The following is a 24,369-nucleotide window of genomic DNA, read 5'->3' on the forward strand; positions in this document are numbered from 1 at the left end:
GGTGAAAACGGCCCAGAAGCAATTCGGGCGCGGTGGTTTCGGCTCCATCGACTGGCAGCTGATCGAGCGCTCGCCAACGCCACTGTGGCTCGCAGTAGCCACCCCATGGGTAAAGCGCGAACGCCTCGTGACAGCACTGGATCCTTCAGTGGACAACCTGCTGCACAAAGAACTCAACCTGCGGGTACTTTATGTCGGCGACCGGCTGGCAAAGTTACTGGATGCAGAACTGGAGGCGGTTGCCTGCCTGCCCGGCACCACTTTTCTCGATGAGCTGGGGATTACATCGAGACAGGACACCTCCGATGAACAAAAGCGTGCGCTGCGAGAATATCTGGAGGTGCTAATCGGTGACAGCGGCGCCATCTGCAGCGAGTTGCACTTGGTCTATGGTAAGCCGGCACGCGAAGTCAATCGAATCGTCGACCGCAACAAAGCCCGCCTGATGCTGGTTGGACGCGGTGTGCGAAAGGGTGCTACCGGTTTGCTGCTAGGCAATACCGCGGAGCGGATACTTTCCAAGTCCAATACCGATGTGTTGATCGTGCCCTGATCCGATCGATGCCCAGACGAGGGATTCGCTCACCACCGTGCCGTCAGCAAATCCGCGGGGCATCTGATCCTCTAGCTACCTTACCTCTGTACCGGACCGCGCGCCCCTCTGGCGGCGGTCCGGACTCGACTTACAGCTTGCCGATCACGTTCAGGAATACACCCTGGCTGTCGTAATCCAGTTGCGTCAGATCGTCAGAGAAATCGGTAAAGTTGTAACCGACCCCAACTTTCAGGTGCTTGCCCATATGCCGGTAGAGGCCCAGCAGCGCACCGCTGCGACGGTCCTGCGCATCGGGCAGGTCCAGCATGCGCCCTTCCACCATCAGGTCCCAGCGATTGACGAAATGCCAGTCGGCGCGCACTACGTAGAGGCTCGCACGGCTGTCGAAGAACTCCGGATCCTGGCGATCCTGGCTTAATTGGCCGAGGCGATACGCGTACTTGGCGCCCAGGGTCCAGCGACGCGTGAGGTCGTAGCTGGTATCTACCGATACGATATGGCTCTTCTGGATAAATTCTGCCGCTGTATTTTGCACCGTCACCTGATCCCGGGTCGGGACATTATAAAAGTAGGTGTACTTCAGCAGGGTATTCCAGCGGTCGTTATTCACCGGGCGATAGCCATAGCCCATCACCGCCTCGGTAAACTTGCCGTCGTAAAACTCGCCCTGGGAACTCTTGCTGTCGGAATAATTGAGTTTTCCGACCAGGCGCCAATCCGGGTTGATCTGGTAGCTGGCAGTATTTTTCAGCAGCCAGGTCTGGCGTTCATTTTCCGTCACGGTATTTGGGTCGACTGCCGTCTCCATATTGTCCGTGCGATATTCAACCGCGGAGGAGAGGCGGACCTCGTCAGCGCTGTAGCCCATATTCAGGCCCACCGCGCGCCGATCTGTCTTTGCACCGGTGCGCGGATCTTCCAGCTTGCCCGCTTCTACCGTCGTGCCGTATGTCCAACGATCATTCGGTGCCAGATCCATCCCCAGCGCGTGAGTCAGGCCGGTGGCGACATCGCCGTGGCTATATTGCTCTTCACCGTACACGCTCAGGCTATCGGAGTAGCGGCTGCGGAAGCCGGTACTCATACTGCCTTTGCGCGCACGGACGCCGGTGTCGGTGCGCTCATTATCGAGGGTGTAATTCAGGTAGAGGTTGGTGCGGTCGGTCACCAGGTAATCGGTACCCAGCCGCGCCGCCGTACCGGTATCTCCACCGGAAAGTTCACTGTCGAGGGACAGGCGCTCGCTCACCCGGTAGGCGCCACCGAAACCAACACGATTGTTTTCCTCGCGGGTACCGGTCGCCTCGAGGGTACCTTGCACGTAGCCAAATGCACTCCAGTCGGCACCGGAATCGTACGCTGCCTGTACGGCCATGTCGGTGCGATCGCCCTGGGTCTGCGTGGCCGGTACTACCGGTGAGAAATCTTCGCGACTGTCGGCGCGTGCGCCGGTGGTGACTCTCCAGCGGTCGTTGAGCTGATAACCGACAGCCAGGTCCACTGCGGTTGTCTGCAGGCCGAGTTCCTGTTCCTTGCTGTCGGCTTTCAGATCGATATCAGCACGGGTACCGATGGGCACATTGATGCTGCCGCCGTACTGGGTGGTATCCCCATAAACCAGCTGACCGGGGGCGGAAAAGCCGGCTTCGCGCTCCTGGTGATAGAAGGTACCGGAACCGCGTGAGTCCTCGATGAAATCGCTCAGTTGCAGACTGCCCTCCAGCCGTGAGGCACCGGCCTTGGCATTAGGGTCGACCGGATTGTCACTGTTAAAGCTGAAGCCGCCATCGTACGAAGAGGTGCTGTCCAGGTTGCCGCCCTGGCTGTCAGCCGCTTCGATTTTCAGCCAGCTGCCGGCACTCTTGCGCAGAGTCAGGTCTACGCCGTGCAGGGATGTCTCGTTGTCCTCTTCATCCTGCTGGGTGCCACTAATACCGAGTTTGACGTAGTCGCCCAGCCAGTAGTGCGCGCGGCCGCCCACGGCCAGTGTGTCCATTTGCTCAAAGCCCGGCGTGTACTCGTAGCGAGACACCAGGTACTGGGGATTGCCGTTGTAGGAGCCGTCCTGAATCAGCAGGTTATCGTTGGCGATGGCGGAGAGCGGTTTGTTCAGCAGCACGCGCCCCTGAATGTAATCCACATCGTAATCGATGACCGGGGTCAGGTTTTTCACCGCGAGCACGATGCCGGAGTCCTTGTCCCGCACCTCGACACGCAGCCGCTCGGAACCGGTCAGGATGTCCTGGTGGCGCAGGAAATACAGGGAACCGCCGGTTCCGCGGAATTCATCACGCCCGGCGATGGTGCCGGGTTCCGCACTGAAACCATCGATCTGGAAGCGTTTCTCACCGAAGCTGGTGACATCGTCGCTTTCATAGTGGCCGTTAGCCCCGTAGAGGGCGCGGTCGATATGGGCGAGTTCGTTATCGGTGTAGGCCGCTTTGAAGTTGCCCCACATACCGTAGTCATCAAACTTGGACAGCTTCACGTAGAACTTGCCGGAGGTCGGCGCATCCTCGACCACCGTGGAATCGTCGCCGAAGGTCGGGTAGTAGAGATCGCTGTCCAGGCGACGGAACAGCGCGTCCGGGGTCTTCTCCATAAAGTTGGAGAAGAGTTCATCCACCGGTCCCTCTTCGGTATCCGCACTCGCCGACAGGTGCCAGCCATCACCGAAACTGCCGTTGGTGTAGAACGCCAGGCGACCATCGTAACTGACAGAGTTGTCGTAGTGGGTCTGGTCACCGGTGACCAGTGCCGCGGGACCATTGGTATCGTCCAGGCCGACGGTCAGATCCGCAATCCCGACGGTAAACCAGTCATCTTTGGCAAACTTCAGGTCGCGCAGAAAGAGTTCACCGTTTCCTTCCGGATCCAGTACCGCCACTTCCACCGTATGCAGGCCGCGAGTGAAAATCTGCTCGGCGACAAATTCCCCCTGATCGTTGACCGGTACCGGATTGCCGGCCAGCCATACGGTGTGCTGAGGCGGGATCTGCGCGCCGTTTACGAGCACTGTATTGCCGTTCAACGGAATCGTCTGGCGAGTGAGGCGGTTTTCACCGTAACCCACCAGCAACTCTTTCTCCGGGTTGCTGTCTTCCGTCGGAGCATCCACGTGATCCACCAGCCACAGCGTCTGCGGCCGGGTTTCATCGTAGCGTCCATTGTCGTCGTATACCCGCAACAGGTACTGGAGTTTTTTCAGCGGCGCCTGGAATTCGTCAAAGTCTGCCTGCCAGTCGCCGCGCCCGTTTTCATCCAGCGCCACCACTGCCAGCGGCTTGTCGCGCACCGACTGATCCTCTTCGAACAGGCGCACTTCCGCGCGATCGATAAAGCTCGGGTAATTGGTGTAGCTCTGGAACTGTACCCGGCTGTCGGCGATTTCCGTTTCGGGATCGTCGGCGTAGCGGATGGTATTCGGCCAGGCACTCACATTCAGCCGCGGCGACATTTTTTTATTGTCGAAGCGGAACTGGATATGCGCATTTTCCAGCGCGACATCGGTACAGCGCTGCAGGTCGGCGGAGTTCTTGTAGGGATCGTATTCCGGGTTGCCATCCACGGTAATACGCATCAGGTTCAGTGCATACGGGTTGTGGGCCAGCGCCTCGCGGTTAATACGCTCGATTTCCAACCGGTCCTGATCGGCGAGCACTGCCAGCTCGTCGTACAGCACCTGCACTTCCACACGGGCGCCGTCCATAGTGACGAAGCCATTGGCAACTACATCGTCGGACTGCACGTAGCCACGCCCCTCAAACTCCACCTGCTCATCACTAAGGTTCAGTTGCTGCTGCACGGCCGCCATGGTGCGGCGCGCGCGGGCGCGCGACAGGCCGACATCGTCGCCGTAGACCATCGCCTCGCGGCGCTCCATGCGCTCGTTATCGCTGTAGCCGACAAAGCTCAGGCGCACATTGGCCTTGCCCGCCACTTCTGCCATCACTTTGCGGATATGGCTCAGTTCAGAATCGGGGATGGCCGGATTTCCGTCGACAAAGCGGATTGGCTGCAGAGCCCCGGTGGGCGATTCATAGGCGACAGTAATCGTCTCCGCACCAGCCGCTTCCGGACATGCCTGCACACCGTCGCCGGCAGTCTCCATCGGGTCGTCGTACCAGAATTCCACTTCGACGCGCCGGTTCAGCGCGCGCCCTTTGGGCGTGTCGTTGGGCACCAGTGGCTGGGTATCCCCTTTGCCGCTGCTGCTCACCATTGCATCCGGCAAATTCAGTGCATCGCGCACTGCCAGCGCCACGCGCCGCGCCTCGGCGCGGGACAGTGCCATCTGGTCGCTGTAGAGGTTGGCCGGCCCTTCGGGCAGCGGTGAGCCGTCAGTGTGACCGACAAAGTGGATCACCAGATTTTCCTTGTCCGCCAGGTTCGCGCGCACTTCACGTATACGGCGAACAAAGGCTTCGGGCAGGTCCGCCTGCCCCGGTTGCAGGCGCAGAGGTGTCACCAGGTTCTTGAGGCGCGCCCGCTGTTCACTGCCAGCCTTGTAGTGCAGGCGACAGACGGTTTCCTGGCGACAGACTTTGACGCGATTCAGCTGCAGCGCCTGGGCGCGCTGCATTTCCGCCTGCGCGTCCTCATCCAGCTCGTCGTAACTGAGCTTTACCTGAACACGGCGGTTCAGCGCGCGGCCACTGCTGGTGACATTGTCCGCAACCGGCTCTTCGTCACCGCGGCCTTCAAAAGTAATCGCGTCCTTGGGCAGGTCCAGCGCCAACTGAAAGTAATCCGCAACGTACTTGGCCCTTGCGCGGGTAAACTCCTGCTTGTCCTGATATGCCGCCAGCGCCTGTTCACTCAAGGGATCGGCGTCCGTGTGGCCAATGAAGTCCAGTTTCAGGTTGTGTTTATCGGCGAGCTCGGCCAGTTTCACTTTCAGTGCTTCGAGATCCTCCGGCGCCACCGGGTCGTCGACAGCCTCGTATTCCAGCGGATCAATCGCATTCTCTTCCGCCACCGGTGCCAGCGCTTCGGTAAACAGACTCGCATCCTGTACCCACTGCTTGCGCGGCTGGCCAAGAATCATGGTTTCGGTGTTGTGGCCAACCGGGTTTTCGATGATTTCAGTTTCCGGCTCTTCAATGGCCGGCGACAGTCCAGGGATCTGCTTCCACACCTGCCACCAGGCGGCATCCCCGCCCGGGCTCTGTTCTTTTTCCTGTGCCACCGCAGGCAGCGCCAGCAGTGCGGCCATCGCCGCGGCGAAATAGCGTTCGCGGCCGATGGCTGCTGCAACAGGATGGAACACCGCTTTTTTCATACCGCTTTGCACACCGCGCTTGTCGTTTTTATCAGAGGACATCACTCCAATCCTCCCTTGCTCGGCGGCGCGCCGCGCCGCCAGAACACTTCGGTTTCAATCGTCAGTTCGTAGTCGCCGTAATTGCGCGCCCACTCGTCGGCGATGCGCACTTTCATGGCCTGCAGGCGCCGATCCACCAGGTCAGGATCCTCATTCTCCGCCAGGTAGGACAGACGCAGGACCGAAGGCGCTTCCTGCAGTTTCTCCAGCAGCAGATCGGTGCGCGAGTTCCACTGCGGACGCAGTTCCGTGGTGCCCGGCTCGAAGACCGCCTCGGCTAGATCCAGGCGCACAACACGGTGCAGGCTGGTGCCGAAGTTGAACTTGATCATCTTGCCTCGGGTGGCGCGCTGTACCCGCGGGTTTTCCGTGGTCAGGCGGTAGCCACTCGGCAGGCTGCGGTCGTCTAGCTTCAACACGAAGTTGGAGCCGCGGTCCTGGTTCGGCACCACCGCACAGGTAATGTGGTAACGGCCGTGGGCATCGGTGGTTGCGTGGAGACCGGTGGCCGTCACCACACGTGCACCCGGCACGCCGCCCTCGCCCGCATCCTGGTAGCCGTTCATGTTCTTGTCGTCGTAAACCTTGCCGATCACGTCAGTACAGTCGAAGGTCGGATCGGGCACGACGCGCACTGTCGCCGATGCCTCGCCCGATGCCACCTGTCCCGACAGCTGGTTGAACAGCCGCGCGCGGTTGATGTACTTGCCTTCACCCACACCGGAACCGACGACCAGCAGCAGCTTCACTGTGCGTGTCTGGTCAGGTTCCGCGCGCAGGTTCGGCCAAACCAGCTGCAGGCCATTCACTTCCGGTTCAATGGCTTTGCCATCTACCCGAGCGGAACCAGCGACATATTTGAAGCCGGCCGGGAAGAAGTCCACCAGGCGCAGATCTGTCAGCGGTACCGGCAGCGTGTTGCCGAACGTAATGGTGTAGGGCACCAGCTGGCTGCGGGTCACATTCAGCAGTGAGGCTGTTTTGGTAATCGACAGGGCGCCGTCGAGCTGCGGATCCAGCGCGATGTGGTTGTTGAACAACTGGCTCTCGCCGGGAATCCGGTTGTCGTCCAGGGTCAGGCGCAGGTAGTAATCCGTCGCTTCACTGCGGGCATCCACGTCGATAGGCGGCGCGAACTCGGACGACTGAACTTCACAGTGATTCGCTGTGCCCGGAACCTTGTCCGCATTGCTGCCGAGACAGGCACCCACGTCGAAACCGGCGGTTTCCACATTGGTTTGCGGCGGGATGATCTGCGACTCGCCGGAGAGATAATCCTCACCGGGCACCTGTACCTGAATCAGGTAGTCCGCGTTGGCCGGACAGGCCGCGTCGCTAAAGTTGATGTCGAACTTGTAGTAACCGCCGGCCTGGGTCACCTGATTTTGCTGCTTCTCGTCATCGAAGCAGCGGTCCGGCAACACCTGCCCACTGGAGGCGCGCAACATAGTGACAACCGCGCCGGAAATCGGCTGGCGCAGCACCGAATCGTAGACCACGCCATTCGGCATCAGCGGCAGGTTCAGGTTCTGCGGGTTGGAACCGGAACCCACGTAGATTTCGCTGATCTGCTGAGGTCCGTTGGTAAAGTCGGAGCTGGCATTACCCAGGGACGCGGTGCTGTCACTGGCATTCGGGGCCGTGTACTTCAACTCATAACTCGCCCCACCGACTGCGTTGGGCACCAGACCGTCGAACTGGAAGAACCCTTTTTCATCGCTCTGCGCGGTTTCCAGCAGCGTATTGTTGAAATACAACTCCACGGTCCAGTTCTGCAGCAGGCGCTCTTCCGGATCCAGTTGGTCGTTGAAATTCACATCGTGCCAAAGGTAACCGCTCAGGTTGGCAATGCCCGGTGTACCGCCCACGTCGATGGCAACACTGGCCTGTGCACTGGAGGCCGGATCATTCCAGGTGGTTTCAGCGGTATTCAGCACCCGGTAACCGATCGCCAGGTTCGTACCCAGCTTGGCCTGGAAACGCAGGGTCGCGGTGTCACTGGGCTGCAATTCACCGAAGGTGCCGGCGAAATCAGCATTGATCACCGATCCGTTCACGGTAATACCGTCTGCCTGTCCATTAAGACGCGCGGAATCCGCTACATAGGTGAGCACCCCGTCACCGGCCACCAGCAGGTCGTCTGTAATCGCCACGTAGCCGGCAGGTACGCCGCCGATATTGGTGACGGTTACCAGGTATTCCAGCGTGGCACCCGGCAGGGCCGCGCCGCCACCGACGACCGCGACTTCCTTGGTAATCGACAGCTGCTGTGCGTCGCCGACGACAATATCCGTCGGTTGCGCGCCATTGCTGGGATTGCCGTCGGCATCAGTCAGCGTCAGTGGTAATTCCACCGTTGAGACACTGCCCTGGTTACTGATCACCGTGCCGGTGGCAGTTGCCGCGTTGACGCTGACATCGAAAGTGACGGTTGCGGTACGCGCAGAAGTAACCACGCCCTCGCCCGCTCCGGGCAGCGGCGGCGTCAAATCGTCGGACGAGATCGGCAAACCGGCATCCAGACGCGAGCTGCCGCCGCCATTGTCGGCCACGGCAAAGCCGTTCAGCGTAGTGGAGCCGGCAACATAAGTGGTATTGGCAGGGACCTGGTCCGTCAGCACTGCGTCTGTCGCGTCCACGCCGCCCATATTGGCAACGGTAATCGTGTAGCGCAGGACATCGCCCGGATCGACGATACCCGCTGACAGGTTATCGACGGCGATAGCCACGGTCTTCTGTACGATCAACAATGGTACGTCGCCGACAATGTCGATGGTCGGATCGTCGGGGGTATCGGTCGTCGGATCGTCGGACGGCTGCTCGTCGAGTGCTCCACTACCAGCGCCATCGCCGTTGACGAAGCCCTGGTTGGAAATGATGGTGCCGTCGTTGACATCATTGATGGTCACATCAAAGGTAATCACCACCGGTGCCGCATCGGCCACGGCCGCGCCGACAAACCCTTGCGCTTCCCCGGGCGAATTGATCGCCATGCCTGACGCCAGTGCCGTACTGCCGCCAACATCGGCCACAGCGGCGCCGTTCAGCGTGGTGGAATTGGCAACATAAGTGGTATTCGCCGGTACCTGATCGCGCAGGACGGCATCCACAATGTTTTCATCACCGGTGTTTTCGACCTGCAGTGTGTAGCGCAGCGTGTCACCGACCATCAGCAGGTCTGCATCGCCGGTCATGTCCTGCGAGGTTTTCTCCACAACCAGCTGCGGCGCCGAATCGATCACTACCTGGGTGGGATCTTCATCGCCGGCGGTGTTGGGGTCGTCGGCACCATTGATATTCGGGTCGTCACTGTCCTGCAACAACTGGCCGGGCAACTGCACCTGGGCCTGGTTTAATACCGCGGTGCCGCTGTCGATCACAGCCGCCAGCGTCACTTCATAGACAATATTGAGACTACCGTTGCCGGCGAGCGACAGGTTGCGGATATCCAGCAGGCCGCTGCCCTGTGCGCCGCCCGCCGCATCGGTATTGCTGCTGTCGCCACCGGCGGCGTCGATCACCGCGAGCGTGCCCGCCTGGTACAGCGGCAGGCTGTTCAGGCGGCCGAGTTCATCGGTGAGATCGATACCGTCGACATCGATTGCACTAAGGTTGGTCAGTGTCAGCGTGTAGCGCAGGCGATCGCCTGGCTTCGCGACACTCGCCGGGCTCTGGCCGCTGGTGACATTTTCCACCACCTTGCGGAAAGACACGCTCGGTACCGCGGCGGTAATAGTGAAGGCATCCTCGTGATCGTCTACGGATGGCGTTCCGTCGGTGGGCGCGGCACGGGTGTACTGACGCGCGTCCGGCAGGGTGCTGTCCCAGCTGTGCCAGAGCTCGACACCGGCGACGTTGGTCAGGGTAGTGCCATCGACCGTGTCTGCATCGAGGTAGGTATCGTAGCTGAATAACAGACGGTGATCCGCAGGCACGGCTGCAGCCGCACCGCTGGTGGTGACGGTCAACGTACAGTTGTCCGCATCAAACACCGTGTTGAAGTCAGTACCGGCGGTCAGCGTGCTGACGGTATTGCCGGAACCATCAGCAATTTGTGCGGAGAAGTTCTGCGGCGGTGTCTCACACATGCCGCCCGGATCCGGGTTCGGCAGTATATCGGTGATATTAAGATCCCACGCCGGGCCGGTGCCGGTGTTGTGCACATCCAGGGTAAAGCGACCGGGCACCCCCGACTGCACGCTGGCGGGGCCGCGCTTGTCCATGATCAGTGCGGTTGGCTCGACCACCGTCATGTCCGCAGTGGTATTGCCGGCGCCTGCCCCCTGCCCCGCTGCCGCATCGTCGTTGCTGTAGTTGTAGCTGTAGCTGGCGCTGTTGGTAAAAGTGAGGCCATCCACATTCGGCGGATTGGTATCGCGCAGACGAACGGTCACGTCGATTACCACCTGTTCGCCGGCGGGTACATCGATGCCGTTGGCCGTGTCCTCTATGACCAGGTCAGTTCCGGATCCGGTATTCACCGGGGTGAATGCCTGGCTGCCGGAGACCTTGGCCGCTTCGACAAATACCAGATCCGCTGCGGAGCTGCCGAGATTCATCAGCACCCGCACATCGTGCAGTGCCGTTGTCTGCGGTGATTCCGGAATGGTCACACGGTAGCGGAAAGGCTCGCCAATCGAGGCTGTAGTCTGCGTGTTTTCGATATATAGCGGCGACGCGTTGGGCGTATTGAACTGCACACTCTGCGGCGCTGTAGGGCCGTAATCCTCGCGCATATCCACCGTCGCAGTGGCGTCGCCGAGGGTCGGCAGCTGGTTGTCGTCGAATGAGTAATACACCTCGACGAATGCGGCGTTTTGCAGGTTGAGACCGGAGCCAAGGTTACTGTCCGCGAGTACCCGATAGGTCATGACCAGACTCTGGCCTGGATTGATCGCGTAGGTGCTGCCGGCGTTGAAATTCCACACGGCATCGCCCGTGGTGCTATCGAATGCCGGCGCCAGGTTGGCCACCGCAACACCGTTCACACTGGTCGACTGCACGCTGACACCGGACTGGCGCAATCCTGCCGGAATGGTGTCACGGAAAACCGGGTCATAGGCCGGCGCCGATCCATTGTTGGTAATGGTGACGGTGTAATCGATGCTGTCGCCGGGACTCAGGGTACTGCCAGTCGCCGGGTTGGAAGTGATTGCCAGTGCCAGTTCCGGCTGCAGCAGATCCAGGGTTTCGCCATCGTTGCGGCTTTCCGCTCCGGTCGCCGCATCGAAACTGAAGTCGGCATTGTTGGTCAGCGGTGTGTTATTGGCCGGCCACGGATGTGAGTCCTGGTTCAGCACACGAGCGCGGTAGCGAATGACAAACTCGTCGTTGGCTGTGTTGTTGTCACCGGCATTGACCAGGTTAACCAGGTTCCAGGTCAGCGTGGTGGATCCGCTGGCGGGATCGCCGGCCTGTACCGGATCCGGCACATCGTCATGGCTGAACGGTGCACTGGCGGTAAAGGGGGCACTGTTGTCTGTGTTGATGGACAGGGTGCGATCAAACACCATGCCCTGTGGCAGGGTGTCCACCAGAGTCGCATTGGGCAGGCTGCCCTCGGGCAGGGACAGGCGCAGTTCGTATTCGACAAAGTCACCGACACGGACTTGGGCATCACCGCTGCCATAGGAATCGTCCAGGCGTATTTTGGTGAGCGCACTATCATTGGCCGCTGTTAGTTGCGCCACCGTACCGTCAATGAAGTAATCATTCAGGGCTGGCGTCGCGCTGCCATTGCGTTCGTAAATACTGCTGTTGTCTTCGTCGAGGCTGGTCCACTCGATATGGCTGGTGGACGACAGGTCGCTGGCGGCCAGCGCACTGTCGAGAACCACCACATCAAACACCAGCTGACGGGCGTTACCTGCGGGAATGTCGAGATCGCTGTTGGCCCGAATCCAGCTCAGTTGTTGGGGAGTGGTAACGCCGTCTCCGCTGATCGCGGGATCGCCCAGCGCAGCACCGCCAAAAGTGGCACTGCCCGGCACAAACTCAAGACCCGCGGTCATTTGCTCGACGACACTCAGGTCAAAGGCATCCGAGTTTTCCGGATTACCCGCCGCGGTAAGATCGAGCGTAAAGCGCAGGACATCGCCGGCATCCGGCGCATTTCCGGGGCTGGTCTGGTTGGCAACACTTTTCACCAGGCCGAGTTCCGGCTCGACCACTGTCAGCGTCGGCGCGGTTGCCGTACCGCCGCTTTCCGTCGCACCACCCACAGTGGCGGCATAGGTATAGCTCGCCATATTGTCGAAGTTGTGTCCGGCCTGCGCGCTGGCATTGTTCGCAACCCTTGCACGCACTTCGAAAATCGCCACCTGGCCAGCAGGAATCAGGTCGACGGCGAAGCTCAGGTCGTTACCGCTGCTGTTGTCTGTGACGGCCAGCCCGTTACCACTGGTTTCCTGTACATCGATCAGCTCGAGACTGGGGTCGAGCACATCCTCTACCGCCACATCGTAAATTGCCGAAGTGGTCGCGCTGCCCGGGACCTGAATCCGATAGGTGACTTCGTCGCCGACCGCAGCTGTCGATCCGGACAACAGCGTTTTCTGCGGTGCAGTCACACTGGTGGCGGCCGTGCCCATCGGGTAGGGGCTGGGCAGTGCTACCGGACTGTACTGCTGCCCGGATTCCGCGGGTAGAGACCAGTAGTCGTCAACGCTGAAGGTATTCACCCAGCTTTCACCACCGCCGATATCCGTGTGGAAACCGATTTCGTAGGTGATATCGAAACAGGCTCCCGCGGGAATGCCCGAGCTGATGGCAAACACCATGTCGCCGCCGCGCGCTGTCGGCGCGGTGTAGGTATAGTCGCTGCCCTCGGTCAAAACGCCGATGCCATCGACACTGACCTGCACGTTGCCGATGGAAGTTTCATCCATCTGCGTGGCCAGGGTGTCGGTAACAGACAGGTCGTAGGCCGGAGCCAGACCGCTGTTACAGGCGTGCAGCGTGAAATGCATAATGTCGTTGGCCGGATCCACGTCAGTATGTGACGCCGGCCAGGTGGCATCGGTCTTGGTGAGGCCGTCAATTTCCGGTTGCAGCACAGTGATGTCTGCATCGTCCTGACGGACCGACGCCGCACCGGTGTAATTCAACTGCGCGGTATTGGTCAGCGTCGCCGTTGTGGGCGAGATACCGGCATCTGCCGCGGCTTTCGCCGTGTACTCGATCACAAACGCATTGGTGTTGCCGAATTCACTGGTGATGTCGCCGAGGTCCCAGACCACTGCACCGGTCGCATCCACCGCCGGTACGCTGTTGGCCGTATAGGTAAAGCCGTTCGCGCTGTCGCTGTAGGGCGCGGTGGTGTCGCCGTTGATGCTGACCACGGAATCGAAAACCATGCCGCCGGGCAGCTGGTCGGTGATGGTTACAGCCGGAGTGGTACCGGATTGCAGGTTCAGTTCCAGGCGGTAGGTGACGGTGTCGCCCACGCGCAGCTGACCAACCGGCGTATCTGTATCGGTATCCGCGACTACTGTCTTGATGATCCCGGTGTTGTCGACGGTGTTGATAGAGATTTCTACAGGCCCGGCACAGTAGTCGTTAAAGCCGCTTGCCACACCGTTGACACAATCGGAGTCATCGCGCTCATAGGTCGTATCGCTGGGGCTGCTGTCGTCCAGAGAGGTCCACCCAAGTACCACGCTGTTGCTGATCGGCTGGCCGAACACGCCGGTGACTTTGGCGTGATAAACCAGCACCAGCGTTTCGCCTTGCTTCAAGTCGAGGCTGTTGTCGCCGTTGTCACGACCCCAGACCAGCGGCCCAGTCGGCGCACCGGCAGGTGTGGCGACAAAACCGCCGATATCGACTCCACCAACTTTCGCGGTCGGCGTAAAGCTGCTGTCGAATTGCAGCTCACTGGGCAGTGTATCCACCAAATTCAGGTCAAAGGCATCGGCGCTGGAGCCGCCGGCGTGCTGAACCGTCACAGTGTACTCGAGCACGTCGCCGCCCACCGGCAGGTTGCCCGGATTGGTGGCGTTGGTGACGGTCTTGTCGATCGTCAACTGGGGTTCCACCACGGTAACTGCGGCGGTGTTGTCGCTCAGGTTTTCAGTCGCGCCGCTTTCGCCGTTGGTGTAGGCGAGCGCGGCGCCGTTCTGGCGCGAATCCCCGGCATCGGTCGCGCTGTCATTATGCACCCGCGCGTAGTAGGTGATACGGATCACCGGGCTGATGGCGCTGCCGGCGGTGTCGTCTTCGCTTTCGGTGGCGACAGTGCCGATATTCCAGGTGGCAGTGCCAGCGGTGTTATCCGCAGGGAAACTGTTGAAGGCCGCTTCAGACGGCGCCTTGCCGTTGATCTGGCTGATACCGACAAACTCATAGGTGATGTCGTAGTCGGTATTGTTGGACAGCACATAGCCTTCCGGGCTGCCCAGCTGGTCGGTGGCGACGACGTCGTTAGTCACACCTTCCGGTAGTTGTATCTCCAGCTGGAACTGCTTGTGCGCACCGATGGTCGGGACCACGGACGGATCCAGGTCGGTTTTACTGAACTGCAGCGGCGGCACTTCGGTCTGGGCCACAGCATTGCTTTCGTAGTCGTTGATTGCATCGCCGGCATTCGGCAGTACGCCGATACGCATGCCGTCGATGGCGCCATCCAAACCTATTTGGCCACCACCATTAAGCGCTACGTCCTGCCCCGGCAGTGACTGCCATCGTGCCTGAATGGTGTTGTCGAGGATTTCCTGGGGCTCTACATCCTGGTCCACCTGCACCTGGAAGGTAAAGGACTTGGTTTCACCCGGCGCTATGGTGTAATCGGCGTTGGCACGGTTCCAGCTGAATATCGGCGCATTGGCACCACCTGTTGTCGTATCAACATTATCGGGCGGGTCCGTCCCCGCCACGCCCGAGGCCTGCAGGAAGGTCAGTTTCTTGCCGCTGAGGTCGTCCAGCACCTGCAGGTTGTAGGCGTTAGCAGTGCCGGTGTTTTCCGCCGTTACGGTAACAGTAAGAATATCGTCCGCATCACTACTGGTGACGGCGAACGACTTGGTCAGGACGATATTTGGTTCGGTAACCTGTGCGGCTACCTGACCGTAATCAAGGCTGTGATCGGTATTGCTTTCGTCACGCCATTCCAGCGTGGCGTTAGTAGCCGGCTTACCATTGATCAGGGAAGTGCCGTCATTATTGTCGGCACTGTTCTGCACCCTGGCGATAAAGGTGAGCTGGAAAGTGAAACGATTCGGATCCCGATCAGACGACGGGCTCGTCAGGACCACATTACCAAAGGTCCACTGCACCTGATTGTCGGTACAAGAGGGTGTTATATCGCCCACATCGGAGAGATCAGGGCGTTTGAAACCAGCGGCGCTCCACGGGGCGTCGTTGCTCAGGTCAATGGTGGGGGCCTCCGCGCACACCAGACCCGGCGGCAATTCATCGGTGACAGTGAGGTTGCGCAACTGGGCGACCGGGAGCTCGGCGGTGAGCGTGTATTCAATTTCCTCGCCGATTTTGACCTGCTGGGTACCACTGCCCGTCAGTGGCGTTTCAGAGAGAGCGGTAATGGTCTTCGGCTCGGTGGTCGGTTCAGTGAACGTCAGCGAGGCTTTGGCTTCAGTGCCCGTATCACCGGGTGCAGGATAGGTGCGCGCGCCGCCTAGCTCGCCGCTGCCGGGCGTGACAACGGTCTGGTTTCCGTGATCATTGCCACTGCCTTCCAGCGAGTCGTAGTAGGTCACGGCTACGGTATTGGTGAGGGTTTCAGACGGAGCAATGCGATCGTCCGGGTCCACGCGATAATACAGATGCACGCTGGCACCCGGCTCCAGCCGGCGCAGACCGGTACCGTCCACGCCCTGAGTGTGGGAGAAGGTGATGGTGGTGCCGTTGCCATCGTTCATGACATTACCGACGATGACACCTTCACCGCCCGCCTCGTCCACGACACCATCGCCATCGTTGTCAATACCGTCGCTATCCAGATCAACGATGCGCAGTAAGTCCGGCAGCGTGTCTTCCACAGTCAGGTCATAGACTGGCGCACGTGGGTGCCCGCCTGCCAGGTCTTCACCATTGATTGTCAGGCGATAGATGTAATCGCTGGTGGTAACAGCGCCGTTGTAATCTGCAGTCCAACCGGCGCCACAGGTTCCCGTACTGGCGTTAAAATCGGTGGATTCACAGATTTCCTTCACTACATCAATCCGGGGCTCGGTAACGACTACATCGACGCGCCGGATAGGCTCCTTCGGGTAGCCGGTGGTTTCGCCACCACCATAGCTACCGAATTCATAAGTTTCCCAGACACCAGTGTTGTTATTAAAGAAAATACCTTTAAACGATGAGTCCAATATATTGGCACTGTCACTAGCCTGGACGTTGGGTGCTGCCCGGTCATTCTGGGTCTTATTGAGCAGGCGGCTGGTGCTGTTAATGGTGAACCACTGGTCAGTATCGACAATATAAGTACCTTCATTTGGCGCGCCACCGTAACCAGAGGCCTGGTTACCCGAGAAGCGCCAGCCAAACGGGCTGAACTCATTCAGGGGTGAAGTGGCAGGATCGTTTGGTGTTTGAGTGGCGCCGGCAATTTGCGGCGTGACCAGGGGCGCGGTGCTTGAGATATAGCTCTGCCCGTTCGGGATCTGATCCAGCACCTGGATATCGCGCACACCGATAAAGTTGAAGCCGCGGGAATCGAAACCAAACCAGCCACCGGTCTGGATACGCACGGTACACTCTTCACCGATCTGTACGTACTCGGCAGACTTGGTCTGGCCGGGGAAGGTATTTGCGGGCGCTCGGCTGACGTCACCGGTATTTTCGTTACAGTACCCCAGGTCCGGCTGTCCACCAAAATTGCCGGTATCGGTGTCACCGGCGATCACCTGATCTTTCTTCAGGTTAAAGCCGATACCCCGCGACCAGTGCGCATCCAGCGAGTAGAGATTACCGCGATCCACCTCGCCATCACTGCGGATATTGCCTGCGCTGCCCGGAGCCGGGAACCACAGCGGATTGCCATTGGTGATCGCCGTGGGATTATTGACGGTAATTGCAGAAATGCTGCGGTTACCACCGTTGGTGACCTGGTTCACGCCGACCGTATTAGCGCTCACTTGAGTCGCCGCGATGGTGAAATCACTGAGCGTGAAAATTTCCCCTACCACATCGGCGCGGAAAGTCAGGTCATCGGCAGCAATACCTGCCGGGCTGGTGGTCTTGTTGACCTCGAAATCGAAAGTAGCACTCGCCCCTGCAGCGAGCGCCGCGTTGAGGGATGCTCCATTCGGCTCGCACTGGTACACCGTGCCGTCAGTAGGCAGCAGCATATGCATTTTATTGACTTGATCCGGCGCCGGGTTTACTGCCCACACCTTATATGGATCGGGCTGACCCATAGGGCGACCATTGCCGTCCACACTTGTCTGCGTAATCGGAACCACCGCACAGCTGAAACCCGCCGGGGGCACGTCATTGACCACATTGATAGTGGCCCCAAAGCTGATGAAAACACGGAAATCCCGCGCTTCATCACCCCCTCTATTGGTCAGCGTGACCGATAGGGGTGTCGTCTGACTGCGGTCGTCAGTGAGAATGAAGGTGGGCTGGTCGATACTGACATCCAGCTCTTCCGGCGCGAACTCCACCGGTGTGCCGGTATCGCTGGCTGCAAAGGTATTATTCTGGCCATTGCCAGTCATGGTGGATTGCAGTACGCCCTGAACGTCACAGAGCGTCTTGACCTGCACTTCCAGGGTATTGTCGAGGCTGGAGAAGCCGTTCAGATTCGGGTCGGTAAGCTCTCCGGGCCGCTGGTACAGGCTCGTGCTCGGATCTTCCTGCTGTACGTCCAGGTCAGCGGCGCGGTCGAAATAGTCTGCATCTTTCATCACCACCGCGAAGCGGATAACGACCACATCGCCATGGCGCATCAGGCCGGTGCTTTCCTCTGCCTGATCGGCATCGGTATCCGAAGTACTACTGGTCAGCTTGAATTGCGGCTTGGAGTTATTGAGGTAACTGGTGGTGTCGCTGGTGCTCCCCGGAATGGTGCCCTGGACATTGACCCACTCCAGTTGATCCACCCGACCGGGGTATGCACCGTACAGGGAATAGGCGCTTTCGATGGTCGGCTCAAAGCTGGGATCCACCACGTATTCATCCGGCAGCACATCGCGCAAATGCCAGGCCATGGAGGGGTCGAACCAGACGGTGCCTCGGCCTTCATTGCGCAGTGTGATGGTCATCAGGCCGCGCATCCCCACCGGGCCGGTGCCGGTGACACCGGTCAGTTGCCGCTCCACGCGCAGGGCGTTGTTGCCGCTGCCCAGACCGTAATAGGTATCCAGTTGTGCGGTTTCCGACTGGTTAGAATCGATACCACCGGGCGGTGTCTGCACCGCACAGCCGAATTGCACATCCTCGAAGCTGTTGGTCAATCGTCCACTAGCACATGAGCCGTTGCTATGGATCTTGCCGACGACATAAAGATTGATATCGCCGCCCTGGCTAATGTCAATTGCATCAGTGGCGCTGCCCGCAAGGGCGTTGTTCATGGTTGTGGCGTAGGGGTTGCCGACATTGGCGTTATCGCCAAAGGGCGCATCCACATCCCAGTTAGCCAGGACCGTGCCGGTAGTGGCATCGGTGGCGACACAGCTCGATCCTACAGGCAGCGCGCCATTATTGGCCGCAACCGCATCGGCAGCCGCCGCAGTGGGGCAAACATAATTCTCATCCATCACATCAGCGCGGCTCAGCACGTCATCGATACGCAGATCCTGCAGAGGGGCGTTACCGGTGTTTCGGATGTTGATACGCCAGACGATGTCATCGTCATTGTGACCAAATACCTGGTCGCTGCGGGTGCCCTCGCGCTGGCCGCTGTCGTAGTTCCAGCCCTGCTTGTTTAGCGCGATACCCGGCTGGCGGACGTCGATATTGGCGGAGTTCTGGTTCGCGGGGCGACTGTAGTCCCGCCAGAAATCGGTGGGATAACCATTGGGATCCTCCGATCCAGAGCAGCGATTTCCACCACAGGGGTCATACCAATTGTCGTTGCGGAAATTTTCACGCTGGCCGGGGTTATCGCTACAGCTATCAGCCATGCTGTAGTTGATGGTCGCCGTGGCCTGGGGATTGGTATTGAAAAGGGATTCCGGGCTATTGGTCGGGCTGCGGTGTATCGGGATACGCACCGTAACTGTCTGGCCTGGGGCCAGGTCCGACATATTGCTGACAGTAATTGTGCTGGTGCCACTAACGTTGCCACCCAGCGGAAGTGTAGGCGTAACACCGGTATAGCGCTCAAGTCCGTCAGTCAGGGAAATGGTGAGGCCATTATTTGCGAAATCCAGGGCAGGGTTTTGCGAGCCGTAGTCCGGGTTGCGACGGCTTTGGGTTCTCTGGTCACCAGCTATCGTAACCACCTGAGTCTCGTATTCCTGATCACCATCGGAAGAATTGGTACCCCTCCGGTACGGGTTGGTGATCTGAACCTCCACAAAGCCGTAACCACAGAACTCGCAGTAGCCATTCTGTACAGTCACCAGGTTGGTGGGCGGATTTTGCTCACCAGCCACACAGATATCACCGTAAGCTGCCCAAGCTCCACCAGATACCACTAACAGCAGTGCAGCTGCCAGCAATCTCCCCACTGCAGCCAGCAACCCGCCCCTGCAGGCAAGAACAAAGCCAACAAGCGTAGTCTGTATTGATTTTCGCCCAGTTACATCCGCAATCATCGTCACTTATCAGCCACTGCTCTCAGTTGAAGTTCCGCCCGGCACCGCGCCGGCGGGCAGACACTGCCCGGTGGGCGGACTTTATTCGGGATGGAGAAAACAGGCCGTGAAGCAGGTCAAAATTACCAGTTTGGCAGGGAACTTTTTTCAAGTTTGCCAAGTGGTTCTCAGGGGAAGTTGAGGTGAAATCTTAAGTAACGAACTGGCTTTGTCTAAGTAATCACCAGCTGCAGAAAAAATTTCTCAAGCTGACTTGACAGCTGCTGCGAAGCCTGAATCCACCACTGCAAAAAAAAGACTGCGCAAGACAGCAATTTCCCGGCAATGAATGCGGACTTTCGGCATTCGCAACATCCTGTCCGGACCAACCGGCTGCCTCCACCAAAGCGGCGAAGGCATGCCGGACATTCCTTAACCTGCGGGCAGGAAGTCGATCGGGTAGAGGATCGTGATCGTCGGCACACCGGCCTTCGGACCAAAGTTAAACCGCTTCACCCTCGCGACAATCTTGGCATTCAATGTCGGCGAATCCATATCGCTCGACTCTACTTTCGCCATGGAAACCGAACCGTCCGGCTCGATAGTGATCTTCAGCACCATCTTGCCCTGCAAGGCCGGGTTCTCACGCAGCTCGCGGTTGTAGATGCGGTAAAGCGTCGCCTTGTATCGGTCGAAGACGATCTGGATCTCTTCGTCCGTACGAGAAGGGCCTGCGCCATCGCTGAGCGGCCGATCCTCACCGGCGAAATCGCCCTCGGTGCCAATCGAGCTCTCGACTCGCGAGAAAGCGACACCGGCCAGGGACGAACCTGCACCACCGACATTGCGGCTGAGCTCTGCGGTATTGATGCCGCCACTGCCGGCTTTTGCCGCCGCGGTAATCAGCGAACGCTGGCTGCGGTTTTCTTTCTTACCCGCGGTACTCAGTTGCGAGCGCTCTCCGAGGCGATTATCGAGGTCATCCTCGATCAGGTCCTGGAAGTTATCCTTGAAGGCGAGAACCCCGGCCCGCTCAGCTTTCTTGCGCGCCTCTTTCTTTTCAGACTTGGATGGCTTCGGTTCTTCCTTGGCCACTTTCTGCTTAGGTTCTGGCTTCTTCTCGTCTTTCTTTGGCTGGACCTTTTCCGGCTCCGGTGGCGGCTTGGGTTTGGTCTTCTTCTCGATGACCAGCTTGGCCAGGCGCTCGGGGATTTCCACAACCTTGTCTTCATCCTTCTGCGGCAGGGTCCAAAGCGGCACGAGATAGCCGAGCAGGAACGCAATCAGTAGCGAAGCAAGAATACAGCGCCGGAACCGTCGTTCGTCGTCGCCCTGCTTATGCCAAGGCATAACAGAGCGGCGATAATCCTGCGGTTCGATATCACGGGTGACTTCGAATTCAAACTGCGATTCTTCCGCCTCCCGGCGGATCTGCTCGGCTCGCTCATCCAGGTCAAGGATCTCATCCCTGCAGTCCTCGATTTTTTCGAGCACACGCCGACGGCGCTCCTGCAAAAGGTCGAGATTGGCGTTGTAGACGCTGACCGTCCGCTGGATACGGCGGATGACCACCTGCGCGGCATCTTCCCGGTATTCGTCTGCCCAGAAGAGTTCACCGGCACCGACTTCTTCCAGTTTGTTGAGACGCTCGGAGATCTCGTCCAGGAGTCGGTGCTTGGATTCATCCTCTCGCAACGCAGCCAACTTCTCGTCAATCAGCTGGTGCTCACTCTCCAGCACACGGATGCGGTGGCGAACCTGATCCAGCTCGCCACTCACCGCCTGCCTTTGTTGAAGTAAATTACTCACTAACTTCTACTAACCTTGCGCTGCTTTCTGAATGACCGCCAGGGATACTTTCGTATAACCGGCATCGGTACAGCTGGACATCACCTTCTTGAGCAGACTGAACGGTATGGTTCTGTCAGCCAGAATATTGACTTCCGGCGGCTCTTCCTGGGGATCCTCCTCGGTCTCCCCCTCCGCAGTGGCATCGTGATCGGCCCGAGCCACACTGATGGCCTTGTCCATCTGAGCGATCATCGCTTCCTTGATGGCTTCGATTACTATTTCTTCACTGTCAATAACATCGGCAGTAGCAACGACAGATTTGGACTCCACCAGGATCTCCTTGTCTGTCACCATCAGCGTTACGGTTTCCCGGGGCTTCGTTTCCACCACGGAATCCGGCAGCGTGATCACTTTCGGCGGCTCCAGCGCTTCATTGCTGGAGGTATTGGTCAACAGGAAGAAAACCAGGATGGTGAATACGTCCATGAGCGATGTCAGGTTCATACCCGGCGTTTTCTTGCCATGGCGACGCGCCATGCGCTTCATGCGTCGGCTTTCTCTCTTCACGGCGCATCTCCTATGGAAATATCCGGGAACAGCACTACATGCTCCACGGCATCCGGATCTTCGGGATCACTACCCTCCTCGCGAACATCGACGGAACGCACTGCATCCATTACGCCGACCAGGTGTTCGTAGGCGATATTTGGCTCCATTAGCAGGATGGTGTCCGTTTTATCCGGATAACCGCCCTTAATCTTCAACAGGAAGTTACTGAGCTTTTTGAGGTCATATACTTCATTGGTCGGCAACATTTCAGTGGAGGCTTGTTCCGTGCCCGCCGCGCCAAGCTCTCCTGCAGCGTCAGCCTGCGGCGAACCATCACTACCCTCTTCCCCGCCATTCAGGTTGGGGAAGCGCGCAATCACCTTCTCTCCGTCACTAACCTCCAGGGCATCCTTACGTACCACCACTTCTACGGTGACCGCTGGATCATCGGGCGCGCCTCCCCCTGCCCCGCTGGGCATGTTGAGCTCCAGGATAGTGACCCGTGAAAACACGGCGGACACCAGCAGGAAAGGCACCAGCACCACCATCAAGTTCAGGAAGGCGGTAATGTCCAGCTCCGGAGCTTCTTTGCTTCTAGCGTGACGCCGACTTCTCATTACACTTTTTCCAGTTGCGGTTCTTCGTCGGCAGATTCTTCTGCAACTTCGGGCGTCGACTCTTCAGTTTCCTCGGTTGCCGTCGCGGCATTCGAACTGCTTTCCACGGCCGGCTCCGCCACGCGGGACTCGGACACACCATCTTCTGCATTGACGTCACGACGGCGGCGCGTGGACATGGAAATCAGGTTCAGAGCCTTGACTGAAACCATTTCCAGGCTATCCACGATTTCACCAGTCAGGGAGTTCAGCCATGCATGCACCAGCAGCAGTGGGATACCGGTCATCAGGCCGAAGGCTGTGGTGTTCATCGCCACTGAGATACTGGCGGAGAGCAAGTCGGCCTTTTCTGCCGGGTTGGCGTTGGCAACCGCGGTGAAAGCCTCGATCAGGCCCATAATGGTACCCAGCAGGCCGAGCAGGGTGGCAATGTTGGATAGCAGCGCAATATAGGGAGTGCGCTTTTCGAGCTGCGGAATGATCTCCATCATGCTCTCTTCCATCGCGATTTCGATGTCCTCGCGGCGGCGTACAGCGCCCTGACGGGCAAGCCCCATCGCCAGGACTTTGCTCACGCCGGAGTTATCCTGCTTGACAAGGTTACGCGCGCGATCGAAGTCGCCGGAATTCAGAACCGGTTGCAACTTGTCCCACATGGCGCGATTGGTGTGACGCTCATAAATCAGGCGAATATAGCGTTCGACGGCTATCGCAATCCCCAGCGCGGCAACCAGCAGAATGGGGTACATGAATGTACCACCTGTCTGGAAGAACGCGATTACGCTATTGAAAAAGTCCATCACAAACCCTCTTTAAAAATACTGCGTGTAGTTCGCTGTTTGTTAAAAATTTCCGGCCACGGATCTTGGGCGGCAAAATGCATTACTCGTCGGTAAGACTCAATTGGTAAAATTCCAGCTCCCGCATGAAAACCTCTTTATCAAGCGGTTTCAGCTTGTCGTCCATCAGGCTGGACACCAGGTCACTCTCGACACCGACTTCGGAACTTTTCCAGGGAACAATGTACAGAGACTTCGGTGCCTCTTTGTTACCGATAATCGAGATTCCCGACAGCTCTTTGACCTTGTTGTCTACCTTCTTTTCAGCTGCCTTGGCCGGCTTCGCGGACTCTTCCGCCGATTCACTCTGAGCCACGGATACATTGCTCAGGCTAGATACTGCCAGGACGATCACGACCGAAAGCAGATTTTGGCTTCGATTCATTTGCCGGCTCTCCTTTTCAGGTCTGCCACCCAGATGGCGACATCCTTATCTTCGGGTTCGAGTTTCAGGTACTGCTGAAATTGTGCCAGAGCACACGATACATCTTGCAGATAGAGATCACACAATATGCCAAGATTTTTGATCATCGGCAGATAATCCGGGTGTTCTGCTAGGGATGAGGTATACAACTTGCGCGCTTCCGCGAAACGCCCCTGCTTGCGATACAGGACCGCCAGCTCATTGGTGGCTACCGGATTTTCTGCATCCACTTTGAGCGCCTGCAGAAAAGTTTCTTCCGCATTCTTTTCATCCCCGGTTTTGTAGTAAGCGATGCCCAGATTGATGTACGGAGCAGGAAGGCGATGCTCCCGGTCAATCACGGACTGCAACAATTCAATCGCTTCGGGGTATTTTTCTCCGCGCAGATATTCCAATGATTGTTCAAAGTCACGATTGACGCTGCCGGATACCCGCACCGAAGAAAAATCGGTGACCTTCCCTCCCCGAGAAGGTGTAGAGGCACAGGATGCCAACAATGTGACCGCGACCGCAGCAAGTACGCCCAGCAGCACCCGGTTTATTGGTTTTCGCATTGCAAATCCGCTCGTT

Annotated in this window: 9 protein-coding genes; 1 reads left to right on the plus strand and 8 read right to left on the minus strand. The window is 58.7% G+C overall.

The features are described from left to right. The first annotated feature begins 1 nt into the window (after window position 1). Window positions 2-553 carry a universal stress protein gene (locus tag IG168_RS20795; RefSeq protein WP_319024641.1) on the plus strand — a complete coding sequence of 184 codons (552 nt, stop codon included), beginning with the start codon at window positions 2-4 and terminating at the stop codon, window positions 551-553. A 130-nt stretch (window positions 554-683) separates the two neighbouring features. Here the strand turns inward: IG168_RS20795 and IG168_RS02220 are convergent, their stop codons facing one another. The 8 genes from IG168_RS02220 to IG168_RS02255 form a co-directional block, all read right to left on the minus strand. Beyond that, window positions 684-5,879 carry an OmpA family protein gene (locus IG168_RS02220; protein ID WP_193161517.1) on the minus strand — a complete coding sequence of 1,732 codons (5,196 nt, stop codon included), beginning with the start codon at window positions 5,877-5,879 and terminating at the stop codon, window positions 684-686. Beyond that, entirely contained in the window at window positions 5,879-19,438 is a 13,560-nt protein-coding gene (locus IG168_RS02225; RefSeq protein WP_193161518.1) for an isopeptide-forming domain-containing fimbrial protein, read from the minus strand. The genes IG168_RS02220 and IG168_RS02225 overlap by 1 nt, the downstream gene beginning before the upstream one ends. A 573-nt stretch (window positions 19,439-20,011) precedes the next feature. Further along, the gene (locus IG168_RS02230; RefSeq protein WP_193161519.1) at window positions 20,012-21,388 is read right to left on the minus strand and encodes an AgmX/PglI C-terminal domain-containing protein; all 1,377 of its coding nucleotides are present in this window, start codon (window positions 21,386-21,388) and stop codon (window positions 20,012-20,014) included. 9 nt (window positions 21,389-21,397) lie between these two features. Continuing rightward, a complete protein-coding gene (locus IG168_RS02235; RefSeq protein WP_319024642.1) occupies window positions 21,398-21,937 on the minus strand; it encodes an ExbD/TolR family protein in 540 nt (179 codons plus the stop codon). Beyond that, on the minus strand, window positions 21,934-22,536 hold the full coding sequence (locus IG168_RS02240) for an ExbD/TolR family protein (protein ID WP_193161520.1): 603 nt from the start codon (window positions 22,534-22,536) through the stop codon (window positions 21,934-21,936). The genes IG168_RS02235 and IG168_RS02240 overlap by 4 nt, the downstream gene beginning before the upstream one ends. Further along, the gene (locus IG168_RS02245; protein ID WP_193161521.1) at window positions 22,536-23,336 is read right to left on the minus strand and encodes a MotA/TolQ/ExbB proton channel family protein; all 801 of its coding nucleotides are present in this window, start codon (window positions 23,334-23,336) and stop codon (window positions 22,536-22,538) included. Before IG168_RS02245 ends, IG168_RS02240 begins: the two co-directional genes overlap by 1 nt. 82 nt (window positions 23,337-23,418) lie before the next feature. Next, entirely contained in the window at window positions 23,419-23,760 is a 342-nt protein-coding gene (locus IG168_RS02250) for a hypothetical protein (RefSeq protein WP_193161522.1), read from the minus strand. After that, entirely contained in the window at window positions 23,757-24,353 is a 597-nt protein-coding gene (locus tag IG168_RS02255) for a tetratricopeptide repeat protein (protein ID WP_193161523.1), read from the minus strand. The genes IG168_RS02250 and IG168_RS02255 overlap by 4 nt, the downstream gene beginning before the upstream one ends. Between the last annotated feature and the right edge of the window lie 16 nt (window positions 24,354-24,369).

The sequence above is a fragment of the Microbulbifer hainanensis genome (genome assembly GCF_014904735.1).
In the GTDB taxonomy this organism is placed as follows: Bacteria; Pseudomonadota; Gammaproteobacteria; order Pseudomonadales; family Cellvibrionaceae; genus Microbulbifer; species Microbulbifer hainanensis.